The following is a 14,229-nucleotide window of genomic DNA, read 5'->3' as shown; positions in this document are numbered from 1 at the left end:
ATGATCCGGCCATTACAAGAGTTAGACCCTGGTGTGCCGTGGGCATTCGCGCTGAACAAAAAGAAAAGACCCGACGGTCGCTGATCGAGGCAGCCTTTCGCCAGTTGAGCGCCGAACGCAGCTTTTCCAGCCTGAGCCTGCGCGAGGTGGCCCGTGAGGCAGGACTGGCACCGACCTCCTTCTACCGCCACTTCAAGGACATGGAAGAGCTGGGTCTGACCCTGGTCGACGAAGGCGGCCTGACCCTGCGTCAACTGATGCGCCAGGCACGACAGCGCATCGCGGACGGCGGCAGCGTGATCCAGATTTCGGTAAAGACCTTTATGGAATTTATCGATAGCAGCCCGGATGTGTTCCGGTTACTGTTGCGGGAACGCTCCGGCACCTCGGCGGCGTTTCGCCAGGCGGTGGCGCGGGAGATCCAGCATTTTACCGCCGAACTGACCGACTACCTGGAAGAGCGTCAGCGCACCAGCCGCAGCTATGCGGAGGCCCAGGCCCAGGCGATGGTGACCATCGTCTTCAGCGCCGGGGCCGAGGCGTTGGACATGAACGATGAAGAGCGGGAGGCCCTGGCCGAACGCATGATCCTGCAACTGCGCATTATTGCCAAGGGCGCGGATGCATATAACAAGGCAAAGAGGCTTTAGGCCCTACATTAGGAAGGATGAATATGTCAGGAAGTAAGCAAATTCGCCGTAAACCCATACTGTTGGCTCTGCTGGTCGGCATTTGTGGCAACGCCACCCTGGCCACCCTGAGCGTCAGCCAACTGGCGTTTTCCATTTTCCCCATTATCTCGCTGGTGCTGGCGGCTCACCTGTTGTACCAGGAATACCTGAGCGTGCCCATGGAGGGAGATACCCCCCTGTGCACCCTGCTGGGTTTCCTGATCGGGGTGTTCGGCTACTCCGCCTTTCTGCGTACCCAGTTCCCGGAAATGGGCTCCAACTACCTGTCGGTGATGATCTCCCTGGTGCTGGTGATCTGGCTGGCCCTGAAGATGGGCGTGGCGGCCCGGCCCAGCGCCGAGAAGTAAAGGCCCGCCGCGACGAGAAAGCCCGCCTCCATGGCGGGCTTTTCTATTGCTATTGGCCCAGGCGCACCGGCAAGCTGCTTGAGCCGCCCCATTCCGCCCAGGAACCGTCGTAGACGGCGACTCGTTCGTGGCCGGCGAGATGGGCCGCCAGCGCCACTATGGCGGCGGTGACGCCCGAGCCGCAACTGCAGACAAGCCGCTGCTCCGCGGCCAGCAGCGGCGCCAGTTTCCGCGCCAGCTCCGTCCTTGGCAGCAGCCGGCCCTGTTCCAGCAGTTCTCCAAACGGCAGGCAGAAGGCGCCCGGCATATGGCCAGGACGTACACCGGGGCGGGGATCCGGTGCTTCGCCACTGAAGCGCTCCCGGCTGCGGGCGTCCAGCACCCGATAGCCTTCATCCTGCAAGGCGGTTTCGACCTGACCGGCATCTGCTATCCAGGTACTTTGCCGGCGGGCGACAAAGCGGCCGGCGGGCGCGGGAGCCGGCTCCCCCTGCTCCAGGGGCAGGCCGGCGGCCAGCCAGGCGGGCAGGCCGCCATCCAGTACCGCCACCCGCTCATGACCCATGGCCCTGAACATCCACCAGGCCCGGGGGGCAGAAAAGATGCCGCAGCTGTCGTAGACGACAAGGCAGTGGCGGTTTTCGATCCCCAGCGCCGATACTTCCCGGGAAAACAGGCTTTCGTCCGGCAGCATATGGGGCAGGGGGCTTTGGGGATCCTTGATGCGGCGGTCGAAGTCGAAGAAACGGGCACCGGTGATGCGCTGCCGGCGCCATTCCTGCTCGCCGTCGCGGCCGGCGGCCGGCATGTGCCAACTGGCGTCCAGCACCACCAGATCGGGGTGAGTGAGGTGGGCCGCCAGCCAATCGCAGTCCACCAGGGCCGACGGCAGTTCCAGTCTGTTCATGGTCACTCCTTTTGTTAGATTGTTTTATCCTAAGCGGTGCCCCTTCCTGGCGCTACGGTTTTAAACGGGGAGATGAGCTGCGATTTTTGCCCGCCATTTTGTAAGAGATCTCTCAATGATGGCGGGGAGAAAACGTTTTTATATAGGGTTTTTTCGACGATAAATTGAATATTTTCATTTTAAATCATGATGATAGCTGTTTTGTTGTGAAAGGGAGGGAATTTTTTGCGACCTTGCCGCCTTGAGGGTTCCGCAAACTTCTCTATATTTAGAAGGGCAAGGAGCAAGGAAGTCTGTCAGGAAGACGGGCTGCCAGGAAAGGCGAAAGGAACACCGCAGGATGCGGTAAGGGACACCTCCCAGGACGGAGACAGTCGAGCGGCTCAGGATGAACCGCGGTCAGGATGACCAGGACACACCGACGGATCGGGAAGAGGATCACCTTAAGGATAAGGTAATGTCAGGGATTGCAGGGAGCAACTTGGTTTAAGGATTAACCATACGACAACCCAAAAGGGGGTGACATGATGTCACCCCCTTTTTCTATTTGTGCCGCCAGGGGAACAGCATGAACGAGTGGATACCGGTATATCAGGCCGCCAACAGCCTGGAAGCCCATACCCTGAAGGGGGCGATGGAGGTGGCCGGCATAGCGGTGCTGTTGCAGGGGGAAGCCCTGTCGGGAGCGCTGGGGGAGCTGCCGGTGAATGCGGTGGAAGTGACCTTGCTGATCCACCCGGCCGATCTGGAAGGGGCGCGGCACATCCTGGAGCAGTATCGGCGGGGGAACGGCGGCTCCTGGCGTTGCCCCCGCTGCGGGGAGCACAATGCCGCCAGTTTCGAAATTTGCTGGCGGTGCGGGCAGGAGCCGGATCCGGGTGTTTAGCGTTTCTGCGCCATCAATTCCTTCAGGCGGGCCCGGTGGTGGTGCATGGCGAAGGAGCCGAATACCAGCACTGCGATATAGTCCTTGACTGTCGGGTGGAGGACGCCGGCGACCTGCCTGAGCATCAGCATCTGCAGCAGGTGCATGAACAGCACCACGCCACCCAGTATCAGCGGCATGGAGCCGGCCTCCTCTATACCGGGGCCGAGCAGGGCATAGGCGATACCGACCCAGAACACCAGCATCACCAGCCGCATCAACAGATTCAACACCTTCATTCTTGCACTTGCTCCCTTTGGTAGAGTTGGTAACAGACCTGGCCGGCCTGCTTGTCTTTCAGCAGCCGCCAGTTGGCGGGCAGGGACAGGGCCTGGGAGCCCTGTTCCCGTTCGATATAGAGTTTGGCGTCGTCGGCCAGCCAGCCGCCCTGTTCGAGCAGGCGGCAGGTCTCGGCCAACAGCTCCCGGTGAAAGGGGGGATCCAGGAACACCAGATCGAAGGGGGTTGCGGCCGCGTGCAGCATGGCGAGGGCATCGGTATTGAGCACTTGCCCCCGGGCTCCGGGCAGGCTGGCCAGGTTGTGCTGCAGTTGCCGGGCCACCCTGGGATCCTTCTCCACCAGCACCACCTCGGCGGCGCCGCGGGACAAAGCCTCGAATCCCAGACTGCCGCTGCCGGCGAAGAGATCGAGACAGCGACAGCCACGGATGTCGAACATCAGCCAGTTGAACAGGGTTTCCTTGACCCTGTCGGTGGTGGGCCTCAGCCCTTCGCTGTCCAGCACCGGCAGCTTGCGGCCCCGCCACTGGCCGCCGATCAGGCGGATATGCCCCGGGCCCGAGGGGCTCCGGCCGCCTGTTTTTGCTTTTGCCATCTCGTTTCGCCGTCTTTCAATAAAATGCTAGTATAAGGCGGTTTTGCACCCCTAAGGGGCGGGTATTTTAATGAAGGGGCCGACCCTCGGCCAGTACTAATCTCCCCCGAGACAAGTGAGTAAGAGCAGGATGGCGAAGAAAGGGTTTTTCTCCTGGCTGGGCTTTGGCAAGAAACAGGAAGAGCAGCAGGACTCAAAAGAACAACAATCGGCAGAGCAGCAGGCCATCGCCCCGGAGGCCGAAGCCGGCGCGGCGGCGGAAGTGGAAGAAGCGCTGGATGAGCGCAAGGCGGAAGAAGAGCGACTAGCCACGGAGGCCCGGGCGGCGGAAGAGGCCCGCCTGGCGGCCGAGGCGCAGGCCGAGGAAGAGGCCCGCCTGGCCGCCGAGGCGCAGGCAGCGGAAGAGGCCCGCCTGGCCGCCGAGGCGCAGGCCGAGGAAGAGGCTCGCCTGGCCGCCGAAGCCCGGGCAGCGGAAGAGGCGCGCCTGGCCGCCGAGGCCCAGGCGGCGGAGGAGGCCCGCCTGGCCGCCGAGGCGCAGGCCGAGGAAGAGGCTCGCCTGGCGGCCGAAGCCCAGGCTGAGGAAGAGGCACGCCTGGCCGCCGAAGCGGCGGCGCGCGCCGAGGAAGAAGCCCGCCAGGCGGTGGAAGAAGAAGCCCGGCTGGCCGCCGAGGAGGAAGCGGCGGAGCAGGCCCGGCTGGCCGAGGACGCCGCCCGGGCCGAGGCCGAAGCGGCCAAGGCGCCCAAACAGGGCTTTTTTGCCCGCCTGAAGCAGGGCCTGCTCAAGACCCGGCAGAACCTGGGCTCCGGCTTCTTCGGTCTGTTCCGCGGCAAGAAGATCGACGACGAGCTGTTCGAGGAGCTGGAAACCCAGCTGCTCACCGCCGATTTGGGGGTGGAAACCACCATGTCGATCATCGACAACCTGACCCGTCAGGCCAGCCGTCGCCAGTTGAAGGACGGCGAGGCGCTGTACGAGCTGCTGAAGGAAGAAATGGGCGAGATCCTGGCCAAGGTGGACAAGCCGCTTGAGATCGACGGCGGGCACCAGCCCTTCGTCATCCTGATGGTGGGCGTCAACGGCGTGGGCAAGACCACCACCATCGGCAAGCTGGCGCGCCAGTTCCAGGCCGAGGGCAAGTCGGTGATGCTGGCCGCCGGCGATACCTTCCGCGCCGCGGCGGTGGAGCAGTTGCAGGTGTGGGGCGAGCGCAACCGGATACCGGTGATCGCCCAGCACACCGGCGCCGACGCGGCCTCGGTGATCTTCGACGCGGTGCAGGCGGCCAAGGCGCGCAAGATAGACGTGCTGATCGCCGACACCGCCGGTCGCCTGCAGAACAAGGCGCACCTGATGGAGGAACTGAAGAAAATCGTGCGGGTGATGCAGAAGGTGGACGCCGCCGCTCCCCACGAGATCATGCTGACCCTGGACGCCGGCACCGGCCAGAACGCCCTCAGCCAGGCCAAGATCTTCAACGAGGCCGTGCCCATCACCGGCATCACCCTGAGCAAGCTGGACGGCACCGCCAAGGGCGGGGTCATCTTCGCGGTGGCCGACAAGTTCGGCATTCCCATCCGCTATATCGGGGTGGGCGAGAAAATCGACGATCTGCGCCCCTTCAACTCGAAGGAATTTATCGACGCTCTCTTTAGCCGGGAAGAATAAATGATCCGCTTCGAGCAGGTTAGCAAGGTATATAGCGGGGGCTTTCAGGCCCTGCAGAAGGTCAGCTTTCACCTGCAAAAGGGTGAGATGGCGTACCTGACCGGCCACTCCGGGGCCGGCAAGAGTACCCTGCTCAAGCTGATCAGCGTGATGGAAAGGCCCACCGACGGCCGGGTGTTCTTCAACGGCCAGGACGTGAGCCGCATCCGCCGCGGCGACATCCCCTATGTGCGCCGGCGCATCGGCATGATTTTTCAGGATCACCACCTGATCAACGGCCGCACCGTGTTCGACAACGTGGCCCTGCCGCTGGTGATCGAGGGCTACAGCCATCAGGACATCCGCCGGCGGGTGTCGGCGGCCCTGGACAAGGTCGGTCTGCACGGCAAGGATCGCTACTTTCCGCCCATGCTCTCCGGTGGCGAGCAACAGCGGGTGGGCATCGCCCGGGCCATCGTCAACAAGCCCTCGCTGCTGCTGGCGGACGAGCCCACCGGCAACCTGGATCCGGAGCTGTCGATGGAAATACTGCGCCTGTTCGAGGCCTTCAACCGGGTGGGGGTGAGCGTGCTGATCGCCACCCACGACACCGGCCTGATCAATGCCCTGCGCTACCGCACCCTGACCCTCAATGCCGGCCGTATGCAGGTGGAGGAGCCCGCATGAGCAAGCAAGGACACAAAGTGGTCTGGCACCGGCGCCTGGCCATGTACTGGGTGGATCATCTGCGTCAGCTGTTCGCCAGCCTGGGCGAGCTGTGGCGCACTCCCCTGAGTTCATTGATGACCATAGCGGTGCTGGGGGTCAGCCTGGCGCTGCCGGCCAGCTTCTATGTGTTGCTGAAGAACGCCGAATCGGTCAGCCGGGCCTGGCAGAGCCAGGCCCAGATCAGCCTCTATCTGCAGCAGGGGGTGACCGAGGCTCAGCTGACCGACTTGCAGCAGCGCTTGTCCCAGCTGGAGGAGATCGACAGGGTCACCTATATCAGCCCCGAACAGGGACTGGCCGACTTCAGCGGCGCCGCCGGCTTCGCCGAGGCGCTGTCATTGCTTGAAGACAACCCGCTGCCGGCGGTGTTTATCCTCAACCTGTCCGAGAGCGGACGAGCCCCGGATGCGGCCGAGCTGCTGCTGGCCGACATGCATGCCGAACCGGCGGTGGCCTCGGCCCGGCTGGACATGGCCTGGCTGGCCCGGCTGTCGGGCATCGTGGATCTGCTGCGCCAGGCGGTGGTGGGCATGGCGGTGCTGCTGCTGGCCGGGGTACTGCTGGTGGTGAGCAACACCCTGCGGCTCAACATCCTCAACTGCCGCCACGAGATCCAGGTGATGAAGCTGGTGGGCGCCACCGACGGTTTTATCCAGCGGCCCTTCCTGTATGTCGGCCTGTGGTACGGCATTATCGGCGGTTTGCTGGCCTGGTGGCTGACCCTGGTGATGGTGTTCTGGCTCAGTCACAAGGTCAGCGCCCTGGCGGCGCTCTACCAGAGCGATTTTCACCTGCTGGGCCTGGGCGTGCAGGAAAGCCTGTGGCTGCTGCTTACGGCGACCCTGCTCAGCCTGCTGGCCTCGGGCTTTTCGGTACGCCGCCATATCAGGGCCATCGAGCCGGGTTGAACTTTTGTCCCCGATTGCGGTCTCATTTGCGCAGCGAGGGGCGATCCGGCTTGACATTTGGTATAAGATAAATAAATTTTCCGCAGCCCGGTGGGTACGGAACCAGACAATCAAGGTCATTGCAGGGTGCGAACCGCAGCCGTTTGATACGGAGTCATGTAATGAACACGAGTTTGATGACGACAGATTTTCAGCGCCACTTTGCCCTGGTCCCCCAGGGCAGCCTGGAGGCCTATATCCAGGCGGTAAACACCATTCCCGTGCTCAGCGCGGAAGAAGAAAAATCTCTGGCCGAACGGCTGCAGAACGACGGCGATCTGAGCGCCGCCCGGCAGTTGATCATGTCTCATCTGCGCTTCGTGGTGCACATCGCCAAGAGCTATTCCGGTTACGGCCTGCCCCAGGCCGACCTGATCCAGGAAGGCAACATCGGCCTGATGAAGGCGGTGAAGCGCTTCGATCCTACCGTGGGCGTGCGGCTGGTGTCCTTCGCCGTGCACTGGATCAAGGCCGAGATCCACGAATACGTGCTGCGTAACTGGCGGGTAGTCAAGGTGGCCACCACCAAGGCCCAGCGCAAGCTGTTCTTCAACCTGCGCAAGTCCAAGAAGCGGCTGGGCTGGTTCAACCAGCAGGAAGTGGACACCGTCGCCCAGGATCTGGGGGTGTCCCCCGCCGAGGTGCTGGAGATGGAATCCCGCATGAGCGCCCAGGATCAGGCCTTCGACCTGGCCTCGGACGATGACGACAAGGATTCCAGCTTTGCACCGGTACACTACCTGGAGGACAAGAGTTCCGACGTGGCCTGGCAGGTGGAAGAGGCCAACTGGGAGCAGACCGCCAACCGCCGCCTGCGCGCCGCCCTGGACAGCCTGGACGAACGCAGCCGCCGCATCATCCAGGCCCGCTGGCTGGAGGAAGACGACAAGACCACGTTGCAGAGCCTGGCCGACGAGTACGGGGTCTCCGCCGAGCGTATCCGCCAACTGGAAAAAACCGCCTTGAAGAAACTCAAGGCCGCCATGGATGCCTGAGCGACAAGAAATCAGTGATCAAAGGCCCCGGACGGGGCCTTTTTTCCGTACGCATATCAACCATTGGAAAGCAGGATAGCCCCCATGAAAATTCTGAAGCATCTGTTCGACAACAACCGGGAATGGGCCGAAAAGATCAAGGCCGAGGATCCCACCTTCTTCGAGCAGTTGTCCTTGCAGCAGGCGCCCGAATACCTGTGGATCGGCTGCTCCGACAGCCGGGTGCCCGCCAACCAGCTGACCGGCCTGCTGCCCGGCGACGTGTTCGTGCACCGCAACGTGGCCAACCTGGTGGTGCATACGGACTTCAACTGCCTGTCGGTGGTACAATACGCCGTCGAAGCGCTCAAGGTGAAACACATCATCGTCTGCGGCCACTACGGCTGCGGCGGCGTCCTGGCCGCCATGCAGAACAAGGAACTGGGGCTCATCGACAACTGGCTGCGCAATATCAAGGACATCTACTACAAACACCAGGAAGCGCTGGAAGCGATAGCAGACCAGCAGGTGCGGGAAGACTACATGTGCGAGCTGAACGTGGTGGAGCAGGTGGCCAACCTGTGCCACACCACCATAGTGCAGAACGCCTGGAAGCGCGGCCAGCCGCTGTCGGTGCACGGCTGGGTGTACGGCATCAAGGACGGCAAGCTGCACGATCTGGACGTATGCGTGACCGGGGTGGAGCAGATCCCCGACGTCTACCGCATCTTCCGCCAGCGGATACTGGGTAAATAGCGACTATCTGAATTATTTAGGAAAACTCCATGAGACGTGAATTGGCCATTGAATTTTCCCGGGTGACCGAAGCGGCCGCCCTGGCGGGCTACAAGTGGTTGGGCCGGGGCGACAAGAACATCGCCGATGCGGCCGCGGTGGCGGCCATGCGTCATGTGCTGAACGAAATCGAGATCAGCGGCGAGGTGGTGATCGGCGAGGGCGAGATCGACGAGGCGCCCATGCTCTATATCGGCGAGCAGGTCGGCCTGGGCGGCGACGAGGTGGATATCGCGGTGGACCCCATCGAGGGCACCCGCATGACCGCCATGGGCCAGTCCAACGCCCTGGCGGTGATGGCGGTGGGCGAGAAGGGCGCCTTCCTGCGCGCCCCCGACATGTATATGGAAAAGCTGATCGTCGGCGCCGGCGCCAAGGGGGCCATCGATCTGGACAAATCCCTCGAGCAGAACATCAAGGCGGTGGCGAAAGCCCTCAACAAGCCTCTGTCCCGCGTTACCGTGATCACCCTGGCCAAGCCGCGCCACGACAAGGCGATCAAGACCATGCAGGGCCTGGGCGTGCGGGTGTTCGCCATTCCCGACGGCGACGTGGCCGCGTCCATCCTGGCCTGCATTCCGGAAAGCGAAGTGGACATGCTCTACGGCGTGGGCGGGGCGCCCGAGGGGGTGATTTCCGCCGCCGTGGTGCGCGCCCTGGACGGCGACATGCAGGCCCGGCTGGTGCCGCGCTATGAAGTGAAGGGCCCGAGCGAAGAGAGCCTGGAGCTGGGCCGGCAGGAGATCGAGCGCTGCAAGCAGATGGGCATCGAGGTCGGCAAGATACTGAAGCTGGAAGAGATGGCCCGCACCGACAACGTCATCTTCGCCGCCACCGGCATCACCAAGGGCGACCTGCTGGAAGGCATCAGCAGCGACGGCCATTACGCCCACACCGAAACCCTGGTGATCCGCGGCAAGTCCCGCACCATCCGCCGTATCCGCTCGACCCATATCCTGTCGCGCAAGGACAAGAGGCTGCAGGAAATCATCCTGTAATTTGCCGGCGGTTGGCGGCGGAACAGGGGGATGCTTCGGCATCCCTTTCTATTTAGTGCGCCGCTCTCCGCGCCAGGCCTGTGTCTCAGCTTCCCTGGCCGCCCTTGGTCAGCGCCACCGGATCCAGCAGCTTGCGTAGCTGCTCCTCCGTCAGGCCGCTGTGCTCCAGCGCCACCTCCAGTATGGGCCTGCCCTCGGCATAGGCCTTTTTCGCGATCTCGGCGGCTTTGGCGTAGCCGATCACCGGGTTGAGGGCGGTCACCAGTATGGGGTTCCTGGCCAGGCTCTGGTCGATATGGGCCTGGTTGACGGTAAAGCCGGCGATGGTATCGGCCAGCAGCGGGGTGCTGTTGGCCAGCAGCCGGGTCATGGTGAGCAGGTTGTTGGCCACCAGCGGCAGCATGACGTTGAGCTGGAAGTTGCCGGACTGGCCGGCCACCGTGATGGCGCAGTCCAGCCCGATCACCTGGGCCGCGACCATGGCCACCGCCTCGGGGATCACCGGGTTGACCTTGCCGGGCATGATGGAGGAGCCGGGTTGCAGCGCCGGCAGCTGGATCTCGGCCAGGCCGGTGAGCGGGCCCGAGTTCATCCAGCGCAGGTCGTTGGCGATTTTCATCAGCGCCACCGCCAGGGTCTTGAGCTGGCCGGACAGCTCCACCGCCGTGTCCTGGCTGCTCAGGCTGTAGAAGTAGTCGTCCGCCGGACAGAAGTCGAGGCCGGTGTGGCGGTTGAGGTAGTCGCAGGCCAGTTCGGCCTGGCGCGGATCGGCGTTGATGCCGGTGCCGATGGCGGTGCCGCCCAGGGCCAGCTGCTGCAGCCGGCTCTGCAGCCCTTCCAGCCGCTCCCGGCCATGGCGCACCTGGGTGGCCCAGCCGCCCAGCTCCTGGTCGAAGCGCAGGGGCATGGCGTCCATCAGGTGGGTGCGGCCGGTCTTGACCAGGCCGCCGAGCTGCTCGGCCTTGGTGAGAATGGCCTGCTCCAGCCGGTGCAGGGCGGGCAGCAGTTCGCGGCTGAGGGCGAGGGCGGCGCTGACGTGGATGGCGGAGGGGATGACGTCGTTGGAGCTTTGCCCCATGTTGACGTCGTCGTTGGCACCCACGGGACGGCCCAGGCTGGCGGTGGCCAGGTGGGCCAGTACCTCGTTCAGGTTCATGTTGGTGCTGGTGCCGGAGCCGGTCTGGTAGACGTCGATGGGAAAGGCGTCGGCGTGGCGGCCGGCGATGACCTCTTCGGCGGCCTTGATGATGGCGTCGGCCTTGTCCTGCTCCAGCCGTTTGAGTTCACCGTTGGCGTGGGCGCAGGCGGCCTTGATCTTGGCCAGGGCCCGGATAAAGGTGCCGGGCAGGTGCTGGCCGGAAATGGGGAAGTTGTTGATGGCGCGTTGGGTCTGGGCGCCGTAGAGGGCATCGGCGGGCACCTGGATGTCGCCCATGGAGTCCCGTTCGGTTCTCATCTTCATTACCCTTTCCTTCTGTTGTTGGCCTGGGGCTGCGAAAACAAGGTGCTGCTATTCTTTGATTTCCCTTTGGGCTGGGGAGTTTCCTTTTTCGGTCTGAAGTGGGACAGGTGCCTCCCCCGGTTTGTTGGCAACGCCGTCTGTTATCATCTTATCCGTCGGCCAAAGGGCCAACTCCGTCGACACGCTTCAAGCACATCCCTGTGACGCTCGGCACATGCCTTCCCTGGCATGTGACGGTCGACGGAGCCGCTCCCTTTGTCCGTCTGTTTTGCACGGGAGTCGCCTGCTCAATATTGGCTGACGGCTTTTTGGCAGCATGTCCCAACCTTTATTCATACAGACAACAGCTTAGCACCGCCTCCCGGGGCCGGAAGCCCTGGCCCTGCAAAAAGGCGGCAAGGCCCTCCCGCTCCCCGTCCGGCGCCTGGGCCGGATCGCAGTCGAGCCGGGTCAGGCCCGCCGCCCTAGCCTCCTGTTTTACCTGGCGCAGCAGCTCCCGGCCTATGCCCCGGCGGCGGGTCAGGTCGCGCACCGCGATAAACTCGAGAGTGTCTTCCCGGCGCCAGGCCAGGGCCACAGCCCGGTCGTTGAAGGTGGCGAGATAGAGCATCGCCTGGTCGGGCGGCGTCCGGCCCTGCAGGATCAGCTCGGCGTGGTGGCGGTGTTGTTCGGGCAGTCGGGAGAGGCAATGTACAGTCAGGCGCATAGTCTTGTCCTTGGCCATAAAAACGGAAGTTTACCACGACCCGCGGGCTCGGGATCGACAAGGCGGCCCCGCCATTGCATCATGAAGTCCGGCATCCCGCGCAGGAGAGGTTCCAGTCCGCCATGAGTGCAGACACCACAGCGATAAACCGGCACATGACCCATTTCGACCGGCACCACAGCTTCTGGCTGTTCGGCTACGGCTCCCTTATCTGGAAGGCGGATTTTCCCTTTTTGGAGCGGCGCCCGGCCTGGATCCGCGGCTGGTCCCGCCGCTTCTGGCAGGGCTCTCACGATCACCGGGGCACGCCCGAGGCGCCCGGGCGGGTGGTGACCCTGGTACGGGAGCCGGGCGCGCGCTGCCATGGCATGGCCTACCGCATCCGGCCCGACACCCTGAGCGCCCTGGATCTGCGCGAGAAGAACGGCTACCTGCGGGAGAAGGTCGAGCTGCACCTGGACGGGGGCGGTGTGGAGGAGGGGCTCATCTACCTGGCCACCGCCGACAACGCCGCCTTCCTGGGCGAGGCGCCGCTCGCGGTGATGGCCGACCAGATCGCCAGGGCCAGCGGGCCGAGCGGCAGCAACCGGGACTACCTGCTCAACCTGGCCCGGGCCCTGGCGGAGCAGGGGGTGGCCGATCCCCATATCGACGCGCTGGCGGCGGCGCTGCCCGAATTGGCCTGAACCGGCGCCGGGAACGGGTTATACTGCCGGCCCAAGTGGCGAGGTGTTGTATGGAATGTCGAAGCGGTTGCGGTGCCTGTTGCATCGCCCCCAGTATCAGTGGGCCCATACCGGGCATGCCGAAGGGCAAGGCCGCCGGCGAGGCCTGTATCCATCTGCTGGGAGACAGGCGCTGCGGCCTGTTCGGCAAGCCGGAGCGACCGCCGGTGTGCGATCGCTTCCAGGCCGCCGAGGACGTGTGCGGCACCAGCCGCGAGCAGGCGCTCTGGCTGCTGACCGAGCTGGAATCAGCGACGCGCTAGCCAGGGCTGAGGGTCGATGGCCTGGCCCTGGTAACGGATCTCGAAATAGAGCCCGGGCTGGCTCTGGCCGCCGCTTTCACCACTGAGGGCGATGGCCTGGCCGGCACTGACCTTGTCGCCCGGGCCCTTGAGCAGGGACTGGTTGTGGCCATAGAGGCTCAGGTAGCCCTTGCCGTGATCGATCACCATCACCATGCCGAAACCGTTGAGCCAGTCGGCGTACACCACCTGGCCGTTGGCCACCGCCTTCACTTCCTGTCCCGGCCGGCCGCCGATCAGCAGCCCCTTCCAGGTCAACTCGCCGGTGCGACGCGTGCCGAAGCGGTGCAGCAACTGGCCCTGCAGGGGCCAGGGCAGGCTGCCCCTGGCCAGGCCGCCGAAGCTGCCGGTGGCGGGGGCCACCACCGGGGTGCGTCCCGAGCCGCCGCCCGCAGCAACGCTTGGCCGCCCCGCTGTCTGCGCCCGTTCCTGCTCCGCGCGCTCGGCCCGCTCCCGGGCCAGGCGTTCGCGCTCCAGCCGTTCCCGCTCCGCCTTTTCCCGGGCGGCCTGCTCGCGGGCCGCCCTTTCCTGGGCGGCCTTGATCTGCTGCTCCAGCTGGTTGGCGGCCTGCTGCAGGCTGGTCAGGCGCTGGTTGCCCTGCTCCAGGTTGGCGTTGAGCTTCTTGGCGGTGTCGTTGCGCTTGGCCTGCTGCGCCTCGAGTTTCTGCTGCTCGCCCTGCTGTCGGGCCAGCAGCTGGTTGAGCTGGTTGCGGCTCTGCTCCGCCTGGCGGCGGTTGTCGGCCAACTGCTCCCGGGTGCGGGCCAGCTCCTTGAGGGCCTCGGCCCGGGCCTGGTTGAGGTGGGCGTAGTAGTGCAGCAGCCGATCGATGTCGGTGCTGTCCTGGCCGTTGAGCAGTAATTTCAGGTAATCGTGACGGCCATTCTGGTAGGCGGCCCTGAGCTGCTCCGCCAGCAGCTGTTGCTGGTGCTCGGACTGCCGGTTGAGTTCCCCGTGCTCCCGGTCCAGGCGGGCCAGGTTGACCTCGAGCTCGGTCAGCCGGTTGCGGGTCTGGTTCAGCTCCCGCGCCTGGGCGGAGATGGCCTTTTCGTCCCTGGCGAGCTGCTGTTGCAGCTCCTTCAGCTGTTTTTGCTGCTGCTGGACATCCTGCCGCTGGCTGGCGATCTGCCCCTGCACCTTCTTGAGTTCGGCGCCGTCATCCGCCCAAGCAAAAGCACCGGCCATCAGGCCGGTGCTAAGCAACATTGAAACAATCAGTCTGTGCCAGCCCATAGGGCCCTGA

17 protein-coding genes are annotated in these 14,229 nt (G+C 64.3%); 11 read left to right on the top strand and 6 right to left on the bottom strand.

What is annotated here, in order from left to right:
• Window positions 1-38 precede the first annotated feature (38 nt).
• The gene (gene fabR, locus AN401_RS18595; RefSeq protein WP_094038729.1) at window positions 39-650 is read left to right on the top strand and encodes an HTH-type transcriptional repressor FabR; all 612 of its coding nucleotides are present in this window, start codon (window positions 39-41) and stop codon (window positions 648-650) included.
• Window positions 651-673: 23 nt separating this feature from the next.
• Window positions 674-1,039, top strand: coding sequence for a YijD family membrane protein (locus AN401_RS18590; RefSeq protein WP_094038730.1), 366 nt, complete (start codon window positions 674-676; stop codon window positions 1,037-1,039).
• A gap of 49 nt (window positions 1,040-1,088) precedes the next feature.
• On the opposite strand, the gene AN401_RS18585 is transcribed toward AN401_RS18590, so the two are convergent.
• Window positions 1,089-1,946 carry a sulfurtransferase gene (locus tag AN401_RS18585; RefSeq protein ID WP_096780160.1) on the bottom strand — a complete coding sequence of 286 codons (858 nt, stop codon included), beginning with the start codon at window positions 1,944-1,946 and terminating at the stop codon, window positions 1,089-1,091.
• Window positions 1,947-2,514: 568 nt separating this feature from the next.
• On the opposite strand from AN401_RS18585, the gene AN401_RS18580 reads away from it, so the two are divergent.
• Window positions 2,515-2,832, top strand: a complete 318-nt coding sequence (locus AN401_RS18580) for a putative signal transducing protein (protein WP_096780159.1) — start codon at window positions 2,515-2,517, stop codon at window positions 2,830-2,832.
• On the opposite strand, the gene AN401_RS18575 is transcribed toward AN401_RS18580, so the two are convergent.
• Together AN401_RS18575 and rsmD are read right to left on the bottom strand one after the other, a co-directional pair.
• The gene (locus AN401_RS18575) at window positions 2,829-3,110 is read right to left on the bottom strand and encodes a DUF1145 domain-containing protein (RefSeq protein WP_094038733.1); all 282 of its coding nucleotides are present in this window, start codon (window positions 3,108-3,110) and stop codon (window positions 2,829-2,831) included. The genes AN401_RS18580 and AN401_RS18575 overlap by 4 nt on opposite strands.
• On the bottom strand, window positions 3,107-3,706 hold the full coding sequence (gene rsmD, locus AN401_RS18570; protein WP_094038734.1) for a 16S rRNA (guanine(966)-N(2))-methyltransferase RsmD: 600 nt from the start codon (window positions 3,704-3,706) through the stop codon (window positions 3,107-3,109). Before rsmD ends, AN401_RS18575 begins: the two co-directional genes overlap by 4 nt.
• A gap of 130 nt (window positions 3,707-3,836) precedes the next feature.
• Here rsmD and ftsY point away from each other — a divergent pair, with 130 nt between their 5' ends.
• The 6 genes from ftsY (at window position 3,837) to glpX (ending at window position 9,794) form a co-directional block, all read left to right on the top strand.
• A complete protein-coding gene (ftsY, locus tag AN401_RS18565; RefSeq protein WP_096780158.1) occupies window positions 3,837-5,372 on the top strand; it encodes a signal recognition particle-docking protein FtsY in 1,536 nt (511 codons plus the stop codon).
• Window positions 5,373-6,038 (top strand): cell division ATP-binding protein FtsE, encoded by a 666-nt coding sequence (gene ftsE, locus AN401_RS18560; protein WP_094041166.1) that lies wholly within the window; start codon window positions 5,373-5,375, stop codon window positions 6,036-6,038.
• Window positions 6,035-6,988, top strand: coding sequence for a permease-like cell division protein FtsX (gene ftsX, locus AN401_RS18555; RefSeq protein ID WP_094041165.1), 954 nt, complete (start codon window positions 6,035-6,037; stop codon window positions 6,986-6,988). The genes ftsE and ftsX overlap by 4 nt, the downstream gene beginning before the upstream one ends.
• 176 nt (window positions 6,989-7,164) lie before the next feature.
• On the top strand, window positions 7,165-8,022 hold the full coding sequence (gene rpoH, locus AN401_RS18550) for an RNA polymerase sigma factor RpoH (protein WP_094041164.1): 858 nt from the start codon (window positions 7,165-7,167) through the stop codon (window positions 8,020-8,022).
• Window positions 8,023-8,106: 84 nt separating this feature from the next.
• A complete protein-coding gene (gene can / locus AN401_RS18545; RefSeq protein WP_096780157.1) occupies window positions 8,107-8,757 on the top strand; it encodes a carbonate dehydratase in 651 nt (216 codons plus the stop codon).
• Window positions 8,758-8,786: 29 nt separating this feature from the next.
• Window positions 8,787-9,794: a class II fructose-bisphosphatase gene (gene glpX / locus AN401_RS18540; protein WP_094041162.1), complete on the top strand. Its 1,008-nt coding sequence runs from the start codon at window positions 8,787-8,789 to the stop codon at window positions 9,792-9,794.
• 85 nt (window positions 9,795-9,879) lie between these two features.
• Here the strand turns inward: glpX and AN401_RS18535 are convergent, their stop codons facing one another.
• Both AN401_RS18535 and AN401_RS18530 read right to left on the bottom strand, forming a co-directional pair.
• Window positions 9,880-11,256 (bottom strand): class II fumarate hydratase, encoded by a 1,377-nt coding sequence (locus tag AN401_RS18535; RefSeq protein ID WP_096780156.1) that lies wholly within the window; start codon window positions 11,254-11,256, stop codon window positions 9,880-9,882.
• Window positions 11,257-11,584: 328 nt separating this feature from the next.
• A complete protein-coding gene (locus AN401_RS18530) occupies window positions 11,585-11,962 on the bottom strand; it encodes an acetyl-CoA sensor PanZ family protein (protein ID WP_096780155.1) in 378 nt (125 codons plus the stop codon).
• A 122-nt stretch (window positions 11,963-12,084) separates the two neighbouring features.
• Here AN401_RS18530 and AN401_RS18525 point away from each other — a divergent pair, with 122 nt between their 5' ends.
• Window positions 12,085-12,648: a gamma-glutamylcyclotransferase gene (locus AN401_RS18525; protein ID WP_094041159.1), complete on the top strand. Its 564-nt coding sequence runs from the start codon at window positions 12,085-12,087 to the stop codon at window positions 12,646-12,648.
• 50 nt (window positions 12,649-12,698) lie between these two features.
• On the top strand, window positions 12,699-12,950 hold the full coding sequence (locus AN401_RS18520; protein WP_094041158.1) for a YkgJ family cysteine cluster protein: 252 nt from the start codon (window positions 12,699-12,701) through the stop codon (window positions 12,948-12,950).
• Here the strand turns inward: AN401_RS18520 and envC are convergent.
• A complete protein-coding gene (gene envC / locus AN401_RS18515; RefSeq protein ID WP_232513348.1) occupies window positions 12,936-14,192 on the bottom strand; it encodes a murein hydrolase activator EnvC in 1,257 nt (418 codons plus the stop codon). The genes AN401_RS18520 and envC overlap by 15 nt on opposite strands.
• Window positions 14,193-14,229: the final 37 nt, after the last annotated feature.

The sequence above is a fragment of the Zobellella denitrificans genome (genome assembly GCF_002407485.1).
Classification (GTDB): Bacteria; Pseudomonadota; Gammaproteobacteria; order Enterobacterales; family Aeromonadaceae; genus Oceanimonas; species Oceanimonas denitrificans.
Note: the sequence above shows the minus strand (reverse complement) of the source record. Positions and strands in the feature narration are given on the sequence as shown.